Below are 18,351 nucleotides of genomic sequence, written 5' to 3'. Positions count from 1 at the left end.
ACTAGAAACGGTTGCGCCACGCACGATCGAGGCGCTGGCGCTCTACCGCAATGAACGCTTCGTCGGCATGCCGATGATTCTCCAGCCACTCCTGATCGAGTGGCTGGTTTGTTTTTAGGGCCAGCATCGCGGCCAGATGGCGGCGCTGACGCGGGTCCATCGGCTTCTCGTGCCAGGGCGTGGGGGCGACGAGGCCGCGTTGCGACCTCCCGCGGCGGGCGATGTCGTGAACCGATGAGTAGGTTTCATGCCACCGGCTGGCCCCGTCATCATCCGGGGTGGGGTCTGGAAATCCCTCGGGTGCCATGCGGCGAAGCCACGCGTTTCGCTCGATAAGGAGCCAGGCCAGGTCGTGGAAGCCCTCGGGCTTGGTGTGGAAGACGCGGGGCGCGCCTCGAACCGGCTGGCCTCCATTGAGCCGTATCAGGGTGGCGATGCCCTCTGGGATGGGGGTGTGCTGGGCGAAGGCCAGGAGCCCGCCTTGCTCCGTTAGACAGGCTCGCACCAGGAAGCGGGGATGCTGCCAGCGGCCGTGCAGGAGCTTCACCACATAGGGCTTGGTCTTCGCTTCCTCCCGGGTGCGCAGCAAGTGGTTCTGAGCAACGGCGAGCGCTTCCAGGCGTCGGGCGGCGAGGGAAGGGATGAGATCTCGTGGGGTGGTTTTCCAAGTGATGGGGTCGGAAACCTGGGCACGCTGCAAGCAGGCCTTACAGCCGGGAACCAGGTTTTCCTTGCCGTGGCTGCCGCCGAGCTCTAGTGAAACGGTATGGGCCAGCACGAGGGGCTCGTCGGGAACCTGGCCGCAAAACTGACAGGGCGAGCCTGGGACAGGTGCCGCCAGCTTCTTGCGCCACTTCTCCATCGCAGGCGTGCGGAGCGTCCATAGATCGGCCTCCACTTCACGGAGGAAGGCGGCCAATGCGTCATTCATGAGCGGCTCCCTTCCGGTAGCGACCCGCTCGGACCCTCGACACGCGGCCAGTGTCCGGGTCCTCGATCTGCACGCGCAGCCCGTGCAGCTTACCGTGCGCCGCTGCCAGTTCCTGCAGGCGGAGCCCGTCCGTCTCGCTCAGGAAGTCGAGGCAAGCGAGCAGTAGGCCCGACATCGACAAGCCCGACTTTTCCCCGGCCTGTTGCACGAGTTCATGCGCCGTCCGAGGTATGACGAAGGCTAGCTGCTTGTTCCGGTTAGCGTTCCTTACTCGCCATTCCTTGCTTCGCTCGGTGCTGGTGAGTGAACGCTTTCCTGATGGGTTGATGGTCATGAGGTGATCCGATTTCGTTCGTCTTCCCTCATACAAGCAGACAGTCTTCGAGCGTCAAGGTTGTTCAGTTGCTGCCAGTCCAACCCCAAAAATCGAAAGCAAGAGCGCTGTCCTGCTCCGTGCAGTCCATACCAAGAGCCATGAAAAGATCTTCTAGCGTTCCTGCCAATCCCACGGTCTAGGCAAATCTCTACTAGAAGCTCTTTTCCTTACACACCAACCGCACCTTCGGTGATTGCGCGGTTGGCGCCAAAAGCCAGGCAGAAGCCAAGCACGTAAAGGCTTTGAGCGCGATGCGCGGCGCGATGCGCCGCAGAGGCAAGAGCGGCCCTGCGGGCCCTGGAAACAATGGGAAAACCCTGCGATGCGCCCGGGACGTTGACACGGGCCGATGCTGCATTACCACATAGGGATGCAACCCATAACTGTTCGGCTAACCGAATACGACTACGAGCGAGCTGATGCCTGCGCTAAACGCGCCGGTCTTTCCGTCGCCGCCCATATCCGCTCAGTTTACAAGCGTGAGCTCGACGGAATCGATGCCGCCTCTGTAATCCGCGAAGAACTCGAACGCGAGCTGATGACCCTTCGGGCTGAGAACGCCCAACTGCAAGAGCAGGTCATCGAAATCGTCGTTGCGCTTCGCGACTCGATACGCAACTCCCAGACCGAACTCCTCGAAGGCTTCCGCGAAGCCATCGCCGGGAAGACGAGCGGCCAGTCCGGGTTGCTTCAAAAGTTGCACGGCCGTCCTTCCACTTCCACATAACAGGAGATCAAAAATGAAACAGCACATCATCCTTGCCGCGGCCATCGCTACCGCGCTCGCGGGCTGCGCCACCACCGGCACCTTTCCTGGCTCGAAGCCAGCAACGGCCAAGCCCACCGTCTCTGCCGACGAGAAGGCCGAAGCCCGTCGCTCGGCGTTCAAGGCAGGTGCTAAGGGTTGTGGCACTGCTGCCGCTATGACTGTCGGGCTTGGAGTTCTCGGCAAGGTCTTGGGTATCGGTGGTGGCCCCGACTTGGCATCTGCCGCTCTCGCATGCGGTGCCGCAGGCGTCACCACCGGTATAGCCGACTACCGTAACCAGCTTGACCAGTTCCGCGCCTTGAAGGGCAAGGTCACCGTCGGTGCCGTGGTATCGGTCAAGGAGAGGGACGTCCAGGTTGCCGGCGAAACCACCAAGGCCGCTGAGAGCCTGACCCTCAACCTCGACGCGAAGAAGGTCGCTGCTCGCCACGCGGACATCTCCCGCGTGATCGGTGAGCTTGTCGCCGTGCTGAACAAGCAGACGATGCCCATCACCGCTTCGGTGTCCGGCAACGCGTCCGACCGCGCTTGGGTTGCCGCCCAGCTGCGTGCCCAGGTGAAGAACGACAAGGTCACCATCGCCGACGCCGCCGGCTCGGCTCCGGTCATCGTCGTCTCGCCAGTGCCGGTGATCAAATGAGCAGGCGCGATCTCGGCTCCCTCTTCGAGGAGGAGGGCCAGGGGGCAACCCCTGCGCCTTCCGCGGCTCCGCGCCCAGCGCCCGTTGAAGAGAGCCTTATCAACGACGAGGCACGCCAGATGCTGGAGGAGCGCTCCCGTGCTGCCCGTGAAGCGACGGCGCGTGCGGCTGAGATCGCGGCGCAGAAGGGCAAGGAGTTCGGCAAGGCTGCGCTCGGCGCCCTGGGTCGATTAAAGGAGGAGCACCAACGGCGGGCGCAGGCCAAAGCCCAAGCGAAGGCCGCGGCTCCGGAAGAAGTAGCGCCTCTGGAAGGCATCACGCCCGAGGAGGTTCGCTCGGTTCTCCCAGTTCCAGAAGAGCCCGCCCGTGAACCTAAAGGCGTCCCGATCTTCAACGGAATGGGGCAGCTGCCGGATGTAATCGAGCCGCTGAGGGGTGAAGACATCACCATGGCCGCCCCTATGTCGGTGTCGGTTGCGTTCGACTCCACTGACGATGAGGCACGAGAGGTGCACCTTGGCGCTCACCAAGAGAGCGTTGAGGCGTTCGCGGGTCGCCAGCCCGTCGCCGATCCGGTGGCAGTGGTCGAGGTAGACAGCGAGCGTGCGGCAGATCGACCAGCGCAAGCGCGGATCGAAGCGCAGGCCGAGAAGCGCACCAATAAATACGTGTGGATCGCGGGCGGGTTGCTCGCCCTGGCCGCTGCCGGTGGCGGTGCCTACTGGTGGAGCACCCTTCCCGCGGGCGAGCACGTTGGGCCGCCGAAGGTAGAGGCCACGCCGGCACTTATTTCCGTCCAGCCTGCGACCGCTTCCGAGATCGAGGCTCCGGTTTCCGTGCCCGCCCCAGTTGAAGAGGTGGCGCCAGCACCGGCTTTCGTCGAGGAGGTTCCGCGTCCGCCGGTTGTCGAGCAGTCCGCGCCCGACACTGCGCCTGCACCGAAAGAAGAGCCCGCTCCGGTGGTCACTGCGTCCAAGCAGACTCCGAAACCCGTGCCCAAGCAGAAACCGAAGAAGATCGAACCGGCTCCCACTCCGGCTGCGCCGGCGAAAGAGGAGCAGCAGATCGAGCAGATCCGCGACTTCGGGAAGCAGCTTGAACAGTTCGGCAAACGTTGACGCGCGCGGATCTCGAGCTACGAAGAGAGATATCCACTGACGGAGATTGAGATGGTTGTTTTTGCGCGTTTAAAGGAGGTGTTCGGAGACGTCCGATCTACCTACGCCTCCAAGGCCATGCAATGGGTCGGCGACCGACTGATTGTTGATGCCAAAGACAAGGGGATGCCCTACAACTTCTGGTGGGATCAAGAAGACCGCCATGTGTTGAAGGGGGACGAGTCCAGCGATCCTCGATACCAGCGATTGCAGGTTCGGACCGACGACTTCCGTCGTTACCTGAAATATGGCGTTGGGCGGCTAATGCCAGTTGCCGTCCCCTTGCTTTCCCTTCCCATAATCCTCGCTGGCTACCTCGCCTTGTCCGTCTTGTCGGGTGTGCATGGGGGCAACCAGAGCGGCGCGCATATGCGTCCTGGCGTATCGGCGTCCGTAGAAGCGGTGGGCAGACCGCCGGCCGATATGGAGGACGCGGAGATTGCCCAGGCCGTCCGAGCCATGGGCTCCGCCGGCAAGACCGAACAAACCCTTAATGACGATGAGCGGGCGATTGTCGCCGAGGCACGTCGCCGCGGACTGATGAACTAAGGAGACCTATGAAGACCTTCATGAAACTCGGCGACTGGCTTCCGGTGGACGACTGGCTTGAAAAGGCTAAGACGGACGCCCTCGAGAAGGCGGGGCGCCACGATGTGCCCAAAACCGTAGGCGCGGTAGATCTCGATGGAAAGCCCGTTATGGTGCCCGTGATCGGGAGCAATGGCGTTCCAGAGAAGAACGAAGACGGCTCGATGAAGCTCGTTCCCAAGATCATTCCGGTGAAGCCAGACCTGCGGGATGAGAAGAGCCGCTGGTGGGGCGCACCAGGCGGCGGTCGCTTGGCGGGACAGGTCTTGCTGAGCGACCTGAGCCAGGGCTCGAATAGCGCTGCCATTCCGCTGATCCGGGGCATCGTCATTCTCCTAGCCGTCCTTGGCGCTGTTGCTACGGTGGTATCAGGGCTTGCGGGCCGAACGGATCATGACTTCCTTGCCGCGGTCTGCACGGGGATTGCGGCTCTCTCGGCTGTCGGCGTGTTTGGTTGCCTTGCCGTTCTTTGGCACGGGATCTCCAAGACGGGCGTTTGGAGTTCCTTCATCTGGGATGCCTGCCTTCCGTTCTTCGGCGTCTCGGCCTCGATGGCGGGCGCATCGAAGTTCGCAGGCGCCGCCAAGGGGTTGCTGGGTGGCGGGTCTGCAGGCCTGGGATTGAAAGGGGCGATGATCGCGCTTGCTGGCCCGTTGCTCCTGCTCGCGGTTCTGTTTTGCGCCGTGTTTCTATTCACCGGGAAACGCGACAAGTCGCAGTCCGTGGTTCTCGGTCTGGCTAAGTTCTGCTTCTTGGTTGGCGGGTCCATGGTTGTGTGCGCAACGGTGCTGCCTGGCTTCTTGCAGCCTATCTATTGGGTTTGGCTGGCAGCCATCATGGGCCCATACATGTGGGTTAGAAAGGAGCGGAAGATCCGCGCCTATAACCTGGCGTTCATGGCTGCTCGGTATGGTGGTGACGTAGGACGCCAAGCGAACACGGATCTCGTAGAGCGAACCAAACAGGCCGTCAACGCGGAAGCCGATAAGACCGGCTTCATTGAATACGGCATTGCGATGGGTATCTTCACTCGCTACGGCGATGGATTCGCGCCGGACAAGGGGTTGGTTGTCGGCCAGTCGCCGAAAGATCAGATGACCCACAAACACGTCTTCGGCAAGACTGGCTACGGCAAGACTGAGTGTGAAATGAAGCCTACCGCTTACGGCTGGATTCTGAACGACGCGGGCGGCATCTTGATCCTCGACGGCAAGGGCACTTTGCCCGAGCAGATCTTGAGGCCTTTCCTTGGGCTGCCGAATATCTTGCTGATCGTGCCGGGTGTGAAGCTGGGCCTTCTCGAAGGACTGGCGCCAGAAGAGGTGATGACGGCGATCTCCGACCTCGCCGGCGCGGGTGCCACCAAGCAAGAGCAATCGGCTGACAGCGAGAAGTTCTTTAATAGCTCAGCCAAGACGCTGCTGCTGAACGTCGGCCTCGTGCTTCGCGCGCTGGTTGAATACGGCAAGCTCATGGAGAAGCAAGGCGAACAGCGTCAATGGTTCTGGACGCTGGAAAACATCGACATGATGAAGACGCTAATCAAGGATAAGAGCGAAGACGCCGAGGGGATCTTGAAGGCCGTGGAGCAGGTTGTTGATCTGCTGCCTCAGGACCTTGGTAAGGGCGATGGCGCCGATAGGCGCCCCATGCTCTCTGCTGCATTGATTTACTTCTCGCACAAGCTCTGGACCATGCCTGCCGATACCCGCGGTTCCGTGGTTGCCGTGATGGAGACCTGGATCGACCCCCTCATGCGCAGCCCGGAGCTTCGCCCCTGGGCCTGCACTGAAACCGGGGTGGATCCGACCATTTGCCTGCGTGGCGGCAAGGTCGGGATGAGCCTGCCCGAGTTCCAATACGGAGAGGCGGGCAAGCTCTGCCAGAACCTCATCCGCCACCGCGTGATGTCGGGTGTCCGTCGTCGCCAGAACTCCAACTGGCTTGAAGAGGGGCAAACGCCAGTTCTCTTCCTCGTGGACGAGGCGCAGGAGATGGTGGGTATCGAGGATAGGAACTTCCTCGGGGTCGCGCGCGAGCACGGCGGGGCATGCGTCTATGCCACGCAGAACGCCGAGGCCTACCTAGCTCGCATGGGCCGCGAGGCTACGCTCAACTTCCTGGACAACTTCCTGTCCAAAGCAATCCTGGTGTCCAGTCATGGCACCTATGAGATCTTTGCCAAGGAACTGCCTGAAGGTAAGTATGTATCCTGGATGGGTTCTAACGAGCGTGTGATTGGGTTCGAGCAGAGCATCCGTGAACAAGGCAACCATGTGGTCTTTGACGAGAGCCACGAGCTCGCTAAGGAAATGCGTTGGCTGCGCCGTAATGGTGCGGGCCGGATTGTGGTGCCTGAGCGTAGGAAGCTCTTGGATACCTATCACCCTTCGGCCATGTTCGACACCTATCACGGTATGGATGCCATTGAAGAGATGGACAACCTAAACGCTCATGCCGTCGTGAGTGGTGAGTCTAAGGTGCGTCCTCTGCTGACTATCGAAGATTGCGGGCGGCACCTGAAGCGGCAGACGGCCGTGGTGAAGCTGATGCGCGGTGGCGTGCCCCGCTGGGACTTCATCGAGTATCCGCAGTTGACCGACGAAAAGATCGCCACGAGGACGGCGCTTGTCCGGGATGCCATCGTGGCAAACCACATGAAGGCCATCATTCGGGATCTGCTCAAGGCAGAGTGGACTTCCAAGGAGCCCCTGACCAAGACCGAGCTTCACAGTCTCTTCCTGAGCTTTGTCGCAGCGCTCACGGTCAACCCTGGGATCGATGAACTGGTGGGAGCTGCCTTATTCGAGGCCATCGCGAAGGCTGATCAGGCCCAGGTGGCCCAGCTGGAAGGCAACCGGGATTTGCTCAACCGAACGCTTGCCAAGGCGTGGTTCGCTCGAAATCCGGTCGAGCAGGCAGCGTAAGTGTGGAACGAGAACGGGCCTTCGGGCCCGTTCTTACGTTGACGCGCGGGGACGTTGCCTTAGGTTGAGGGTAGGCCTATCCGGAGATCCAAATGAACCTTCAAGAACGAATTGCAGCACGCCGCGAGCAGCAGGCAGCTACGCAGCATTCTGCGCCCACGCAGGAGTCATTGCAGCAGGAAGTGAAGGGGCAGGTCATCAACAGCGCAATCATCAAGGGCGAGCAGGAACACAAGCAGCAGTTCGACGCCTTTAAGACGGCTCACGGACGGCACGCCACCTCCGAGATGGAGTTCGATCAGTGGCACGCCAAGCAGCAACAGGAGCCAAAGCAGCAGGCCGAGGCGAAGGGCTATGACCGAGAGTGGGACGTGGCCATGCGGAAGGAAGTCGCTGCGCCTGTAATGAAGGACAACAAGCCGATTGTGCCGGATCGACAGGACGCATTAGACCGCGTCGCGGGCCAGCGCCAGGAGCAGGCCAAGCAACTCGACATGGATCCGAACACCAAGAAGCACCGATTGAGTCGCTGAGCCTCGATGCGCACGCAGCCACGGCCTCTTCATGAGGCCGTTGCCATTTTGAAACCTTGACCGAAACCTTGACGCGCGCGGATCTGGAGTTTCGATGGATACAAGGGCAGCCAAGACCTGCTCGTTCCATCTACTTCCAGGAGCCCATGCAATGATCCCCGATCTACCCCCGCAGCCCACCATCCACGAGGCTGTCCCGCAGCTTTCAGAAAGAGTCGCCATTCGCGCCCAGTCCGCAATTCTATGCGCTCGTGCCGCCGGTCAGGAGGTCAAGAAGTTCGTGATCTTCGATGCTTCGCGTAAGGCCTCAGAGAAGCGCCTGTTCGTGCTGGATGTTGCGGGGTCGCCTCGCCTATTGATCGAAGACTGGGTGGCGCATGGCTCCGGTTCTGACTCAGATCGCGACGGGCGCGCGGAGCGGTTTTCCAACACGCCAAACTCAAACGCAACAAGCCTTGGCCTCTATAAGGTCTCGGAGCGCTACCAGGGCAAGAACCCTGGGTGGAGCTACCGCCTCGATGGCCTGACCCCCGGCTTCAATGACAAGGCCCGTCAGCGCGCCGTCGTCATCCACGCGTCGAACTACGTCTCTCCGGGGAAAGTCGGTCGCTCCTGGGGTTGCCCCGCGGTGCGCCCGGAGATCATGCAGAAGCTCGACAAGCTCGGGATGCAGGACACGATGCTTTGGATCGACGCAGAGGGGCAGGGGTTGGATACGGTGGCGATCTCCTGTCCTGCGGCCTTGGAGTTCGCCCAGCAGATGAAGCAAGTCGAAGACCCGTTTGCTCGCCAGTTTGCTATGACTGCGGCTCCGGCGATGGATGCAGGTCTGATCTGCCAAGCTTGATCCTAAACCCCACAAGACACCCCTTGGCGGTGTGCGCCCGTGGGCAAGGAGCTTTACCGGGATAGGCTCTCCAGGCGCTTCATCGCCTCGCGCTTACCCAGTCCTCGGACTGAGGCAATCGCGGTTAGCTGACCTTGGCGAGGAACAGTCTTGCCGGCCTCCCAGTTGTAAACCGATTGCCCACTTGCGCCCACGAGAAGCCCGAAGTCCGCAGCGGATAGGCCCAGGCGCGAACGCAAGGACTTCAACCCTTTCGCAACGAAGCGTGTCTTCTTGCCATCGCTCGCCTCCTGCGGCTGAGCTCGTGGCGCACGGGAAGCAGACTTTAGATCGCGCTGCAGTGCTGCGACCTGGCGCTTTAACTCAGCAATCTCCCGGCGGTAGCCGGCGCCTGCTTTACGCAGAGGATCAACAGCGGCCTTGATCTCCTTGCGAGCCAAACGAGTGATCTCGCTTTTGATGACAGTGCTTAGGTTCGGCATTCGGTTTGCCCGACAACGAGGCGTTCCAGTCTATACGACTCCGTGTTATCAAAAGCACGGGCCCCATAGGAGCCCGTGTGGCGTTAAAGAGTCTGACCGTGCTCTCTCCCGCCTGCCGGTATCAATCCCCGGGCACCGGCTGCCCAGCGCGGTCCATGCACCGCGCGGAACCCTCCTAGTCCAACCTTGACTCTCCGCCTATCTCCACGAAGTGCTTGCGCATCCTGGCAAGCACGTCTTCGGTCTCGGCATACCACGCCCGTGCTGCTGGATCCCATCCTGCGCCGAACTTCTTTGCGAACTCTCGTCGCATATAGGGAACGATGAAGTAAATGCGAGCCATCGTTCAGATCACCGCAGGCGATAGGAGAAGCCGATGCCACCCATCGCTTTGCCGTTAGGGGCAATGCTGAAACCCATCGTCATCGACGAGCGCTCTGACAGCCGCGCTTTCAACCCGACCGCGAACGCTGCCTTGTTGCCATACTGGCCCCAGGCGCTTGCAAACTCGACTTCACCTGGCGCCAAGCCAGAAGAAGTTCCTGCCATTAGGGACATGGCCGCAGCTTGGGCGCCGACCGTGTCAATGCGACCCTCAATACCAGTCAGGCGGTTCTCAACGTTGGTAACGCGGGTGTTGACGTTATCCCAACGGTCGTTCCAGTCTTGCTGGATTGCCCAGATTTGGCGGCCATTGATGGCATCCGTTGAGTTCTGTTCGATCCGACCGTCGGCTACATTGGTAACCCTCCGCTTCATTGTGGCGTTGCCGACGCTGTATTCATTGACCTGCGTGCACTCGCTGTTTGCTCCAATAGCTACACAGTTGTGGGCCCGAGCCTTCGCATAAGCGCCTTGGGCGGTCGATTTTGATGCACTGGCTTCGGCAAAGGCGCCGCTGGCAGACGCTCCGACGTTCGTAGCGCGGGCACCCGTGCCGTCCGCCGTGGTGTCAATGTCAGTGGCCTGCGAACCCGCGCCATCGGCCTTCGCGTTGGTCGCAGATGCATTAGCGAGCGCGCCATTCGCAGTTGAGTGATCGCCCGAAGCATTCGCCAATGAACCATTGGCCGTTGATAGGCATCCGGACGCGTTGGCCTGCGCACCATTGGAGGTTGCACCGTCATCCAGCGAGGATGCGTTGGCGCCGTTAGCGGTTGTGTTGCTGCCGCGTGCCTGCGCGCCAGCGCCGCGTGCCGTAGCTCCTACGTAGCCACCGGGAGTGGCGCCAGAGCGGCCATTTCCATCGGCGACGGCCCCGCGTCCGTCAGCCATGGAACCGGGGCCTTGCGCATATCCACCGTTGGTGGACACAGGGGCGGGGTTTGTGGCTGTCTTCATGATCACGCATCCATCTTGCGCGGATGCTGCGAATGGAAGTGCAGAAAGCAACAGCACGGTAAGTGCAATCTTAAGTTTCATCGGTTGATCCTTGTGGGGATGGGCTACACCTCATCGATACCTCTAGATCCGCGCGCGTCAACGTCTCGCCGACTGCATGCCTTGACGCGAGCCGATCCTTTGCTTTGCTGATTGGATGGATAACTACGCACTGCACGAAGCCGTTAGGCGCGGATCACTCGACGAGCTCAACGAAGCCCTCGATGCCGGCGCCAACATCCACGCAACGCTCGACAACGGGGAGACGGCATTGCACTTAGCCGTGAGGGCTCGCCGCCCCGATCTCGTGTGCGCGCTGCTCTTCGCAGGCTGCGATGTTCACGCCCGCGATCACTTGGGCCGAACGCCGCTAGACATGGACGAGTGGCCCCATGGCTAACGCCAAGCCCAGGGACGTCATGGGCGCAAGCGACGCTGCGCTTGTCAGTGCGTCTGAAACCGTCAGGCGTTGGGATATCGCCTTCGTTTCGGCTGGCCTAGTCCTGGGTCTCGCGTTCTCGCTGTCGCTCGCTGCACTCTGGGCCATCGGACAGCCCGAGCTAGCTCGGGTCCCTTCTCTCCGGGTGGCCGCTCACGCCGTGAACGAGATCGCGCTGATGGGCCGGCGAGGGTGGACGGCGTGGACCTGGCTTGGTGCCCATCCATGGATCGCACTGCGCCTGGGCCTGCTGGGGGTGATATCAGGTGCTATCAGTGGGTGGGTCTTCGTCGTGTCCATTCGACCCACGAGCCGCGTCCGCCACATTGAGGGCGACCGGCTACTGGAGGGCCAGGAAGCGGAGCGGACAGCCCGCAGGGGAAGCGACAAGGATGTGTGGGTCTTCCTTCACCCGCTGCTCGGGCTCGCCAAGGGCCGCTTTACACGACACGGGATGATCTCGGGTGGCGTAGGAAAAGGGAAGACACAAATTCTCTGGCCGCTCATCGAGCAAATCGCGATCAAGAAGAACCGCAAGGCCGTGGTCTATGATGTCAAGGGCGACTACACGGCAGCGATGCCGGATGCTTTGCTGCTGGCGCCAGCGGATGCGCGGTCGGCCTATTGGGACATTGCGGCCGATATCAGAACACCCGAAGCCGCCGAGACCCTGGCCCAATCGCTCATCCCCTCCAAGGACGGGGAGTTTTGGGGGCCGGCTTCCCGGGCCATCGTGGTCGGTGTGCTGATCTCGCTTATCTACGAGCGCCAGCACGAGGGCAAGCCCTGGGGCTGGCGAAGCCTGGCGGATCGGCTGATAGCATCCGACCCCTACGAGCTGCACGACTTGATGGCGACCTACTACCCGCCTGGCCTGCGCCTATTGGCTGATCCGTCTAGCACTACGGCGCTCAATGTCCTGCAAACCATCGCGGCCCATACCCGCATCATCGAGCAGCTGGCCGTGGCCTGGGGTAATGGGGAGGGGCGACAGGGATTTTCGTTCCGCCGCTGGGCCCATGACGGCTACAAAGGGTCACGCCAGGTCATCCTGCAGGCGGGCAAGGACAGGGAGCTCACCTCCAAATCCATTGCGGCCATGCTCAACACCTTGATCCCGCATGTGATCAATCCGAGCCTGAAAGACGCCGAGCAGACCCGGACGCTGGCATTCTTCATCGACGAGTTCACCAGCCTTGGGCGGATTGACGAGATCGGCTCCCTCATCGACAAGGGCCGGTCCAAGGGGTGCGTCGTCTGGCTGGGGTTCCAGTCCATCGAACAGGTCAAGGAGCGCTACTCACCCAACTTCGCTTCGGCATTGATGTCGATGGTAGGCACCCACGTTGTCTGCGGCATCTCCATGGGCGAAACCCAGACCTTTATCGCCAATCTCTTCGGGAAGCGCAGGGTGGCGATCACCAGCTTCAGCCAGTCGCCAGGAGCGCCGGGACCGTCCAGTTCCCAGCACGAGGAGACGCGGCCCGTGGTGCTGCCCTCGCAAATAGGCGCGCTGGGCGTGGTGAAGAAGGCCAAGGGCCACATCGTTCAGGCGATCGTGAAGACCTCGGGTATCAGCGATCCTCTGCTCTTGGAGTTCCCCGTCAAATCGTTGCCTAAGCTCAGGCCCGAGTTTGTGCCCGCCGAGTGGACCAAGGGCGTTCCCAAGCAAGCCAAGCGAAACGCTGCCCCCCTGGACGCCAGCGGTGCCCGCTTGAACCGCGGCACGCCAAAGCCTGAGCTGGAAAGGCCGCAGGAGAAAAACCAGACCGTCACCGACGACTCTGTTGATCCACTAGACCGCGTGCTCAACAAGAATAGCGGGCAGGCACGCGTGCGGTGATATCACCTGATATCAGCTTGCCATCTCTGGCTGCTGCCTTAGGAGTAGTGGAGCCTCAAACCGGAGTTCCACATGACCCGCAACCGAACCCCAACCCCAGAACAACTTCACTGGCTTGACCAGTGCGAGCCCATCCGTGCGGTCGATATTCGCGACATGGGCCTGCCGATGGAAGACAACCATGCCGTCGAAGACATGGACGACCTGCTCGACCTATTCGAGGGGATCGATGAAGAAGGTCGCGCCCTATGAGCGCATTCATCGACCAGCACACCGCGGCGCTCGCCGACTTTTTCATCCAGGGGCTGGAGTCGGGCAAGGGGCCGATCCGCCGCAAGTGGGACGCCGGCACCATCCCCGGCTACGCGCACAACTTCACGACCGGCCAGCCCTACAGAGGCGCCAACCAGTGGTCGCTGCTCTGGGCGCTGGAACAACTCGCAGAGCGGGGCGTGGACACGACCGACACTCGCTTTGGAACCTACAAGCAGGCCCTCTCCGTGGGCGCCCAGGTGCGTAAGGGGGAGAAATCCTTCGTCGGCGTGAAGTATGTCGAGGTCAAGCAGGGGCAGAAGGTCGATAAGACCGAGATCGTCGAGCCCGAAGAGCCGGGACGGCCCCGCATGGTCGCCGTCCCGTTCTTCGTCTTCCATGCCTCCCAGATCGACGGCCTGCCGCCCATGCAGAAGCTCGAACAGCGCGACTTGGACGAGCGCATTGGGGAAGCCCAGAAGATCGTGAACCAGCTTGGTGTTCCTATCGACCACGGCGGGGATCGGGCCTACTACTCACCCAGCCGCGATCAGATCCAGATGCCGCAGCGCTTGGCATTCGCCTCAGATGGCGACTACATGTCCGTTTTACTCCATGAGTGTGCCCATGCCACCGGTCATCCATCGCGTCTGAATAGGAAGTTCGGGGAGCGCTTCGGGGATCCGGGGTATGCCTTGGAAGAGCTTCGAGCGGAGATGGCTTCGTTCGACATCTGCCGGCGAACTGGCGTGCCGTTCGATCCGGGCGATCATGTTCAGTATGTGAATCACTGGATCGCGGCCTTGAAGAACGACCCTCGCGAGATCATGCGCGCTGCCCAGGACGTCGACAAGATCCTTGCTTACATGAAGGTGCCTGAGATCCAGTATGAGAAGGTCCCGGTCATCGAGCAGGCCAAGGAGCAGACCGTCGAACTCCCGGATCCTAAGGCCAGCCTGGACCGCTTGCGCTCGCGCACGCGGAGTAAGGGTCAAGGGTTGGAGCTTACGCTCTGAACGTTGACGCCCGCGGTCCGCGCATTAGCTTGGAGGTAAGCCGTTTTGGAGCCTTGAATGCTATCGCCCAATGAACAGTGGAAGGAGTTCGAGTATCGCCATGGCGAGTATCTGACGCAGGGGCCTGACAAGAACGGAAATACGGCATTGCATCAGGCGGCATCGGGCGGCTTTGAGCATGTTGCCCAAGACTTGATCAAGCAGGGGCACGACATCAACGCCAAGAACATGTTTGGCGAGAGCGTGATGCAGATGGCCGTGGCGCCCATTCGGGAGCCTCAGAGTGAACCGCGAGCCATCCAGCAGACCTTGATTGATGCTGGAGTAGATTTGCAGGGCCGGGACAATGCCGGTAACACCCTGCTACATGTGGTCGCCTACGCTGGCGATGGCGAGATGTGCAAGTTCCTCGCCGATCGCGGGGGGCTGGACGTCGATGCCCGGACGGTGGAAGGGGCGACTCCGCTCCACTGCGCAGCTTCCATGGGTAAGAGCGAGGCCATCGATCAGCTCTTGAAGGACGGCGCAGACCCAGCGATTACCAACGGTGATCGTAAGACGGCTCGCGATATCGCCGTTGGTGAGCAAGCCAAGGTCGCGCTCGACAATCACGCTCTCGAGCAGCGCATGCAGCGCGTGCAACTTCCAGACCCACACGCAGCCCTTGGTCGCCTGGTGTCTCGCCAGGCTTCACCCGAGCTTTCAGCCAAGGCTCGCAAACTATGAGCCCGAACCAGGATCTTCGCGCTGCGATCTACTCGGACGCCGAGCTTGCCGAGGTCATGACCTGTCTCCATCAAGGGGCAGATCCCAACCTGCCGCTTCACCACGGATCCAGCCCCTTGCTTGAAGCGGCGACGTTTGAGGTCGCGGCAGTGCTGCTGGACCACGGGGCGCACATCGACGCTGAGGACGATTTCGGGCGCGGGGTGTTGCATGCGCTGGCCTACGCCACCCAGGCCCGGGCGATGGCAAACCTCTACCAGGAACACGGGGCCAACCCGGAGATCAGGGATGTGGATGGGCGCACTGCGCTCTTGCACTGCCTAGCTAGCCCGCAGGGGGCGAAGGATGCGCCCCTCGCCCTGCTGGCGATCGGAGCGAGTGCTCAGGCTACTGACGCGCAGGGCAACAACGCCTTGCATTGCTGGGCGATGGGGCGGGCTGACAATCCCACGGGACAGCGACTGCTGGAACTTGGGGTCGATGCGACTGCCCGTAATCGCCTAGGGCAGTCCGTCTCGGATCTGCTATGCGACAACCTCCATGGCGACCGGATCATCGCGCAGAAGGTCTTGGGATCACACTTCGACCGCATCGAGCTCGAACAGGCAACGCCTGAAGTTTCGCTACGCGCCAGCCCAAGGAGGATCTGATGCTGGCGAACATGACCCGTCTGAATGCCAAGGGAGTTGATACCCGCAACGGTGCTGCGGTGCTCGAATACATGAAGCAGACGGCGACCGAGTATTACATCGGTGCGGACGGCAAGGAGAAGTCGAGCAGCCGGTGGCTCGGGCAAGGTTCCGCCGCGCTTGGCCTATCTGGCCGGGTGGACGTCAAGCACATGGAGCTGCTCGCAAAGGGCATCGCACCGAATGGCGCCAAGCTCCGCAAGAACAGCGGGGATGCTACCCGCATGGGATGGGATCACACGTTCTCGTCGAACAAGTATTTCTCGCTGCTGATCGCGGGCAGCCCGCAGGCATCCAAAGAGGCGAACATGGAAGCCCACCATGCCGGCGTCGAAGCCGGGATGAACTACTACGCCAGCATCATGCAGGTGCGCACGGGAAAGGCCGGCATGGGCGAGAAGCTCGCCATCCAAGGCGTTGTAGCGTCGGGACACACGCACTACTGCTCGCGTTCGCACGACATGCAGATCCATACCCACGTGCTCCAATACAACGTAGCCCAAGGTTCAGACGGAAAATGGCGGGCCCTGGACACGGAAGTTGCCAAGGACCACATCAAGACCGCCGGTGCCTTGGCCCGCGTGCAGGAAGCCTGGGAGTTGAAGCAGCGGGGCTACGGGATCATCAAAGATCGAGAACTTGACGCTGACGGGCGCGAAACCGGCAATGTCTTTTACAAGATCGCCGGTATTTCCGAGGAGCTCTGCGACCGCTACTCCAAGCGCCGCAACGAGATCCTCGAACACCAGATGAAGAACGGCGGCTCCGAGCAGGAGGCCTGCCTAGCCACGCGGAAGGACAAGGACGAGCCGAGCTACGCAGAGCTAACGAAGATCTGGGATCAGAGCCTGGCTCAGCTCCGCAAGGAAGAGCCTGGGCTGGTTTTCCAATCGGTGGAGAGCTTGAAGGGGCTGCCCGATGAACTGGGGCAGTTCACCGATCATGACATCTTGAAACACCTCCACAAGCACGAGTCTAGCTTCACGATGGCCCATGTCGTCGAGCGCGTGGCCGTTGAGAACATCGGGCGCATGGACGCGCAGGGTGTCTTGAAGGAGGCCGAGGCCTTCATGCTTCGCAATCAGATCGTCGAGCTCGAACCGCCCAAGCGCGGGCGCCTAGACGCTGGCGAGCAGCGCTTCGCCGCCCAGTGGATGATCGACATGGAGCAGCGGATCAAGACCCGTGCGGAGAGCCGGATCGAGGACAAGACCGTGCGACTGGATCCGCAGCTTGTGAAGGAGACCATCCTACGCTGCGAGCAAGAACAGGGCTTTCCCCTAACGCCCAATCAGCGCCAAGGCGTGATGTTCCAGACATGTGAGACGGGCGGAACATGCGTGATTGAGGGCCGGGCGGGCGCTGGCAAAACGACGATCAGCAAGCCCGTAGTGGAGTCCTTCCGCCAGTCGGGCTTCCAAGTGATCGGTGTTTCCACCTCATGGGACGCGGCCCTGAAACTCCAAGCCAGTGCCGATATCGAGAGCTTCTCGGTGGAGAAGCTGCTCCACGACCTGGATAAGGGTCAGCGGAAGCTCACCAACCGGGACGTGCTCATCTTCGATGAGGCCGGCATGGCCGGCACCGAAGCGATCGATCGTATCCAGGGCCACGTCGACGCCGTGGGCGGGAAGCTGATCATGCAGGGTGACGCCAAGCAGATCCCGCCCGTTGTGGCCGGCAATCCGTTCGTATCCATGAAAGAGAGTGTGGGGTCGGTCGAGATCACCGCGATCCAGCGACAAAAGGTCATGACCGACCTTCAAACTGCCTACCTCATGTATTCCGATGCCGACCACCTGGGCGCGCGGTTTATGGATCGTGTTCGTCAGCAAGGACAGGTCTCGTCTCACGGGACCCGCAAGGAAGCCATCGCTCAACTGGCCCAGGACTACGTGGCTAACCACCGTGAAGGGAAGGACAAACTGGTGATCGGCGGCACCAACGCCGAGGTGTCGCTCCTGAACCACGCCATCCGCGGCGAGCGTTTGCGTGCCGGGGAGCTTGGAGCGGAGGAGGCTAGCTTCATCGCCAAGGCTGGCGGCAAGTGGCACGACCTCACCCTTTCAACGGGGGATCGGGTTCGTTTCTCCGCCCGCGAGAAGGATCTCGGGGTGGTCAACGGGTTGTTTGGCGTCGTGGAGGGCTTGGAGAGGGGTAGGGAAGCCCACAGCTGGCACCTTCGGATCCGCACTCAAAGCGACTCCCCTGAGCTAGACGGCAGGCTCGTCCAGTTCGATACCGCGGACTTCCCCTCGTTGACTTACGGCTACGCTGGCACGGTCCACAAATCCCAGGGGCAGTCGATCCCTGATGTCTACCAGCTCGCCAACCCTTCTATGACCGATCGGAACATGCAGCTGGTGGCTTTCACCCGTATGAAAGAGAACTACCGGCTCTACGGCTCACAAGACGATCTGGACCAGATGGCAGGGCGGATCAGCCAGGTTCGCCCGAAGCTCAACGCTATCGATCAGCTACCCAAGCCCAAGGTCGAAATCGTGGTGCCGCAATCCGATCCGGCGAAGGATCTTGGGCGGCAAATGGGCGCGGTAGTTCGCGAGCAGCAGATGCAGTTGAAGGGCAAGGCGCTGCGGCGGTAGCTGCTAGCGCGGTGAGGGTGCACAGGATTGCGCAGAGGTCGCCATCCCCATAAGCGCGGCCACGGTAAGAACGACAGTCCAGCGAGTTTGAAGCGTGAGGGTCAGTGTTGCCTTCATGTTCGTAGTCTCCTGGTTGTGTCGTGTCTTGCAGTG

The 18,351-nt window shown here is 61.4% G+C and carries 19 protein-coding genes; 14 read left to right on the top strand and 5 right to left on the bottom strand.

All coding sequences use genetic code 11. The annotated features are described in order from the left end of the window. Position 1: 1 nt before the first annotated feature. Together AC3ARF_RS09640 and AC3ARF_RS09635 are read right to left on the bottom strand one after the other, a co-directional pair. Positions 2-931 (bottom strand): HNH endonuclease signature motif containing protein, encoded by a 930-nt coding sequence (locus tag AC3ARF_RS09640; protein ID WP_498927400.1) that lies wholly within the window; start codon positions 929-931, stop codon positions 2-4. Next, positions 924-1,265 carry a hypothetical protein gene (locus AC3ARF_RS09635; protein WP_498927398.1) on the bottom strand — a complete coding sequence of 114 codons (342 nt, stop codon included), beginning with the start codon at positions 1,263-1,265 and terminating at the stop codon, positions 924-926. Before AC3ARF_RS09635 ends, AC3ARF_RS09640 begins: the two co-directional genes overlap by 8 nt. 391 nt (positions 1,266-1,656) lie before the next feature. On the opposite strand from AC3ARF_RS09635, the gene AC3ARF_RS09630 reads away from it, so the two are divergent. The 7 genes from AC3ARF_RS09630 to AC3ARF_RS09600 all read left to right on the top strand — a co-directional run bounded on the left by AC3ARF_RS09630 (position 1,657) and on the right by AC3ARF_RS09600 (position 8,768). Next, the gene (locus AC3ARF_RS09630; protein ID WP_498927396.1) at positions 1,657-2,034 is read left to right on the top strand and encodes a hypothetical protein; all 378 of its coding nucleotides are present in this window, start codon (positions 1,657-1,659) and stop codon (positions 2,032-2,034) included. A 13-nt stretch (positions 2,035-2,047) separates the two neighbouring features. Next, entirely contained in the window at positions 2,048-2,716 is a 669-nt protein-coding gene (locus tag AC3ARF_RS09625) for a hypothetical protein (RefSeq protein WP_498927394.1), read from the top strand. Continuing rightward, positions 2,713-3,834 carry a hypothetical protein gene (locus tag AC3ARF_RS09620; RefSeq protein ID WP_498927392.1) on the top strand — a complete coding sequence of 374 codons (1,122 nt, stop codon included), beginning with the start codon at positions 2,713-2,715 and terminating at the stop codon, positions 3,832-3,834. The genes AC3ARF_RS09625 and AC3ARF_RS09620 overlap by 4 nt, the downstream gene beginning before the upstream one ends. A gap of 51 nt (positions 3,835-3,885) precedes the next feature. Further along, positions 3,886-4,422: a hypothetical protein gene (locus AC3ARF_RS09615; RefSeq protein ID WP_498927390.1), complete on the top strand. Its 537-nt coding sequence runs from the start codon at positions 3,886-3,888 to the stop codon at positions 4,420-4,422. An 8-nt stretch (positions 4,423-4,430) separates the two neighbouring features. Further along, positions 4,431-7,388: a type IV secretory system conjugative DNA transfer family protein gene (locus tag AC3ARF_RS09610; RefSeq protein WP_498927388.1), complete on the top strand. Its 2,958-nt coding sequence runs from the start codon at positions 4,431-4,433 to the stop codon at positions 7,386-7,388. Between the two features lie 92 nt (positions 7,389-7,480). Beyond that, positions 7,481-7,921, top strand: a complete 441-nt coding sequence (locus AC3ARF_RS09605) for a hypothetical protein (protein ID WP_498927386.1) — start codon at positions 7,481-7,483, stop codon at positions 7,919-7,921. A gap of 151 nt (positions 7,922-8,072) precedes the next feature. Further along, positions 8,073-8,768, top strand: a complete 696-nt coding sequence (locus tag AC3ARF_RS09600) for a murein L,D-transpeptidase catalytic domain family protein (protein ID WP_498927384.1) — start codon at positions 8,073-8,075, stop codon at positions 8,766-8,768. 53 nt (positions 8,769-8,821) lie between these two features. Here the strand turns inward: AC3ARF_RS09600 and AC3ARF_RS09595 are convergent, their stop codons facing one another. The 3 genes from AC3ARF_RS09595 to AC3ARF_RS09585 all read right to left on the bottom strand — a co-directional run bounded on the left by AC3ARF_RS09595 (position 8,822) and on the right by AC3ARF_RS09585 (position 10,672). Further along, a complete protein-coding gene (locus AC3ARF_RS09595; protein WP_498927382.1) occupies positions 8,822-9,250 on the bottom strand; it encodes a helix-turn-helix domain-containing protein in 429 nt (142 codons plus the stop codon). Between the two features lie 175 nt (positions 9,251-9,425). Next, positions 9,426-9,593, bottom strand: a complete 168-nt coding sequence (locus tag AC3ARF_RS09590) for a DUF5710 domain-containing protein (protein ID WP_498927380.1) — start codon at positions 9,591-9,593, stop codon at positions 9,426-9,428. An 8-nt stretch (positions 9,594-9,601) separates the two neighbouring features. Further along, positions 9,602-10,672, bottom strand: a complete 1,071-nt coding sequence (locus AC3ARF_RS09585; protein WP_498927378.1) for a YadA-like family protein — start codon at positions 10,670-10,672, stop codon at positions 9,602-9,604. Positions 10,673-10,787: 115 nt separating this feature from the next. Here AC3ARF_RS09585 and AC3ARF_RS09580 point away from each other — a divergent pair, with 115 nt between their 5' ends. The 7 genes from AC3ARF_RS09580 (at position 10,788) to mobF (ending at position 18,198) form a co-directional block, all read left to right on the top strand. Then, complete coding sequence (locus tag AC3ARF_RS09580) at positions 10,788-11,030, top strand: ankyrin repeat domain-containing protein (protein ID WP_498927376.1); 243 nt, start codon at positions 10,788-10,790, stop codon at positions 11,028-11,030. Further along, on the top strand, positions 11,023-12,912 hold the full coding sequence (locus AC3ARF_RS09575; RefSeq protein ID WP_498927374.1) for a type IV secretion system DNA-binding domain-containing protein: 1,890 nt from the start codon (positions 11,023-11,025) through the stop codon (positions 12,910-12,912). Before AC3ARF_RS09580 ends, AC3ARF_RS09575 begins: the two co-directional genes overlap by 8 nt. Before the next feature lie 72 nt (positions 12,913-12,984). Then, the gene (locus tag AC3ARF_RS09570; RefSeq protein ID WP_498927372.1) at positions 12,985-13,164 is read left to right on the top strand and encodes a hypothetical protein; all 180 of its coding nucleotides are present in this window, start codon (positions 12,985-12,987) and stop codon (positions 13,162-13,164) included. After that, the gene (locus tag AC3ARF_RS09565) at positions 13,161-14,180 is read left to right on the top strand and encodes an ArdC family protein (protein ID WP_498927370.1); all 1,020 of its coding nucleotides are present in this window, start codon (positions 13,161-13,163) and stop codon (positions 14,178-14,180) included. Before AC3ARF_RS09570 ends, AC3ARF_RS09565 begins: the two co-directional genes overlap by 4 nt. A gap of 57 nt (positions 14,181-14,237) precedes the next feature. Beyond that, positions 14,238-14,906 (top strand): ankyrin repeat domain-containing protein, encoded by a 669-nt coding sequence (locus tag AC3ARF_RS09560; RefSeq protein WP_498927369.1) that lies wholly within the window; start codon positions 14,238-14,240, stop codon positions 14,904-14,906. Continuing rightward, the gene (locus tag AC3ARF_RS09555; RefSeq protein ID WP_498927367.1) at positions 14,903-15,556 is read left to right on the top strand and encodes an ankyrin repeat domain-containing protein; all 654 of its coding nucleotides are present in this window, start codon (positions 14,903-14,905) and stop codon (positions 15,554-15,556) included. Before AC3ARF_RS09560 ends, AC3ARF_RS09555 begins: the two co-directional genes overlap by 4 nt. After that, positions 15,556-18,198 carry a MobF family relaxase gene (gene mobF, locus AC3ARF_RS09550; RefSeq protein ID WP_498927365.1) on the top strand — a complete coding sequence of 881 codons (2,643 nt, stop codon included), beginning with the start codon at positions 15,556-15,558 and terminating at the stop codon, positions 18,196-18,198. The genes AC3ARF_RS09555 and mobF overlap by 1 nt, the downstream gene beginning before the upstream one ends. Positions 18,199-18,351 lie beyond the last annotated feature (153 nt).

Source organism: Lysobacter sp. KACC 24251 (assembly GCF_057747755.1).
The sequence above is the reverse complement of the archived record's forward strand: the minus strand, read 5'-3'. Positions and strand labels throughout refer to the sequence as shown.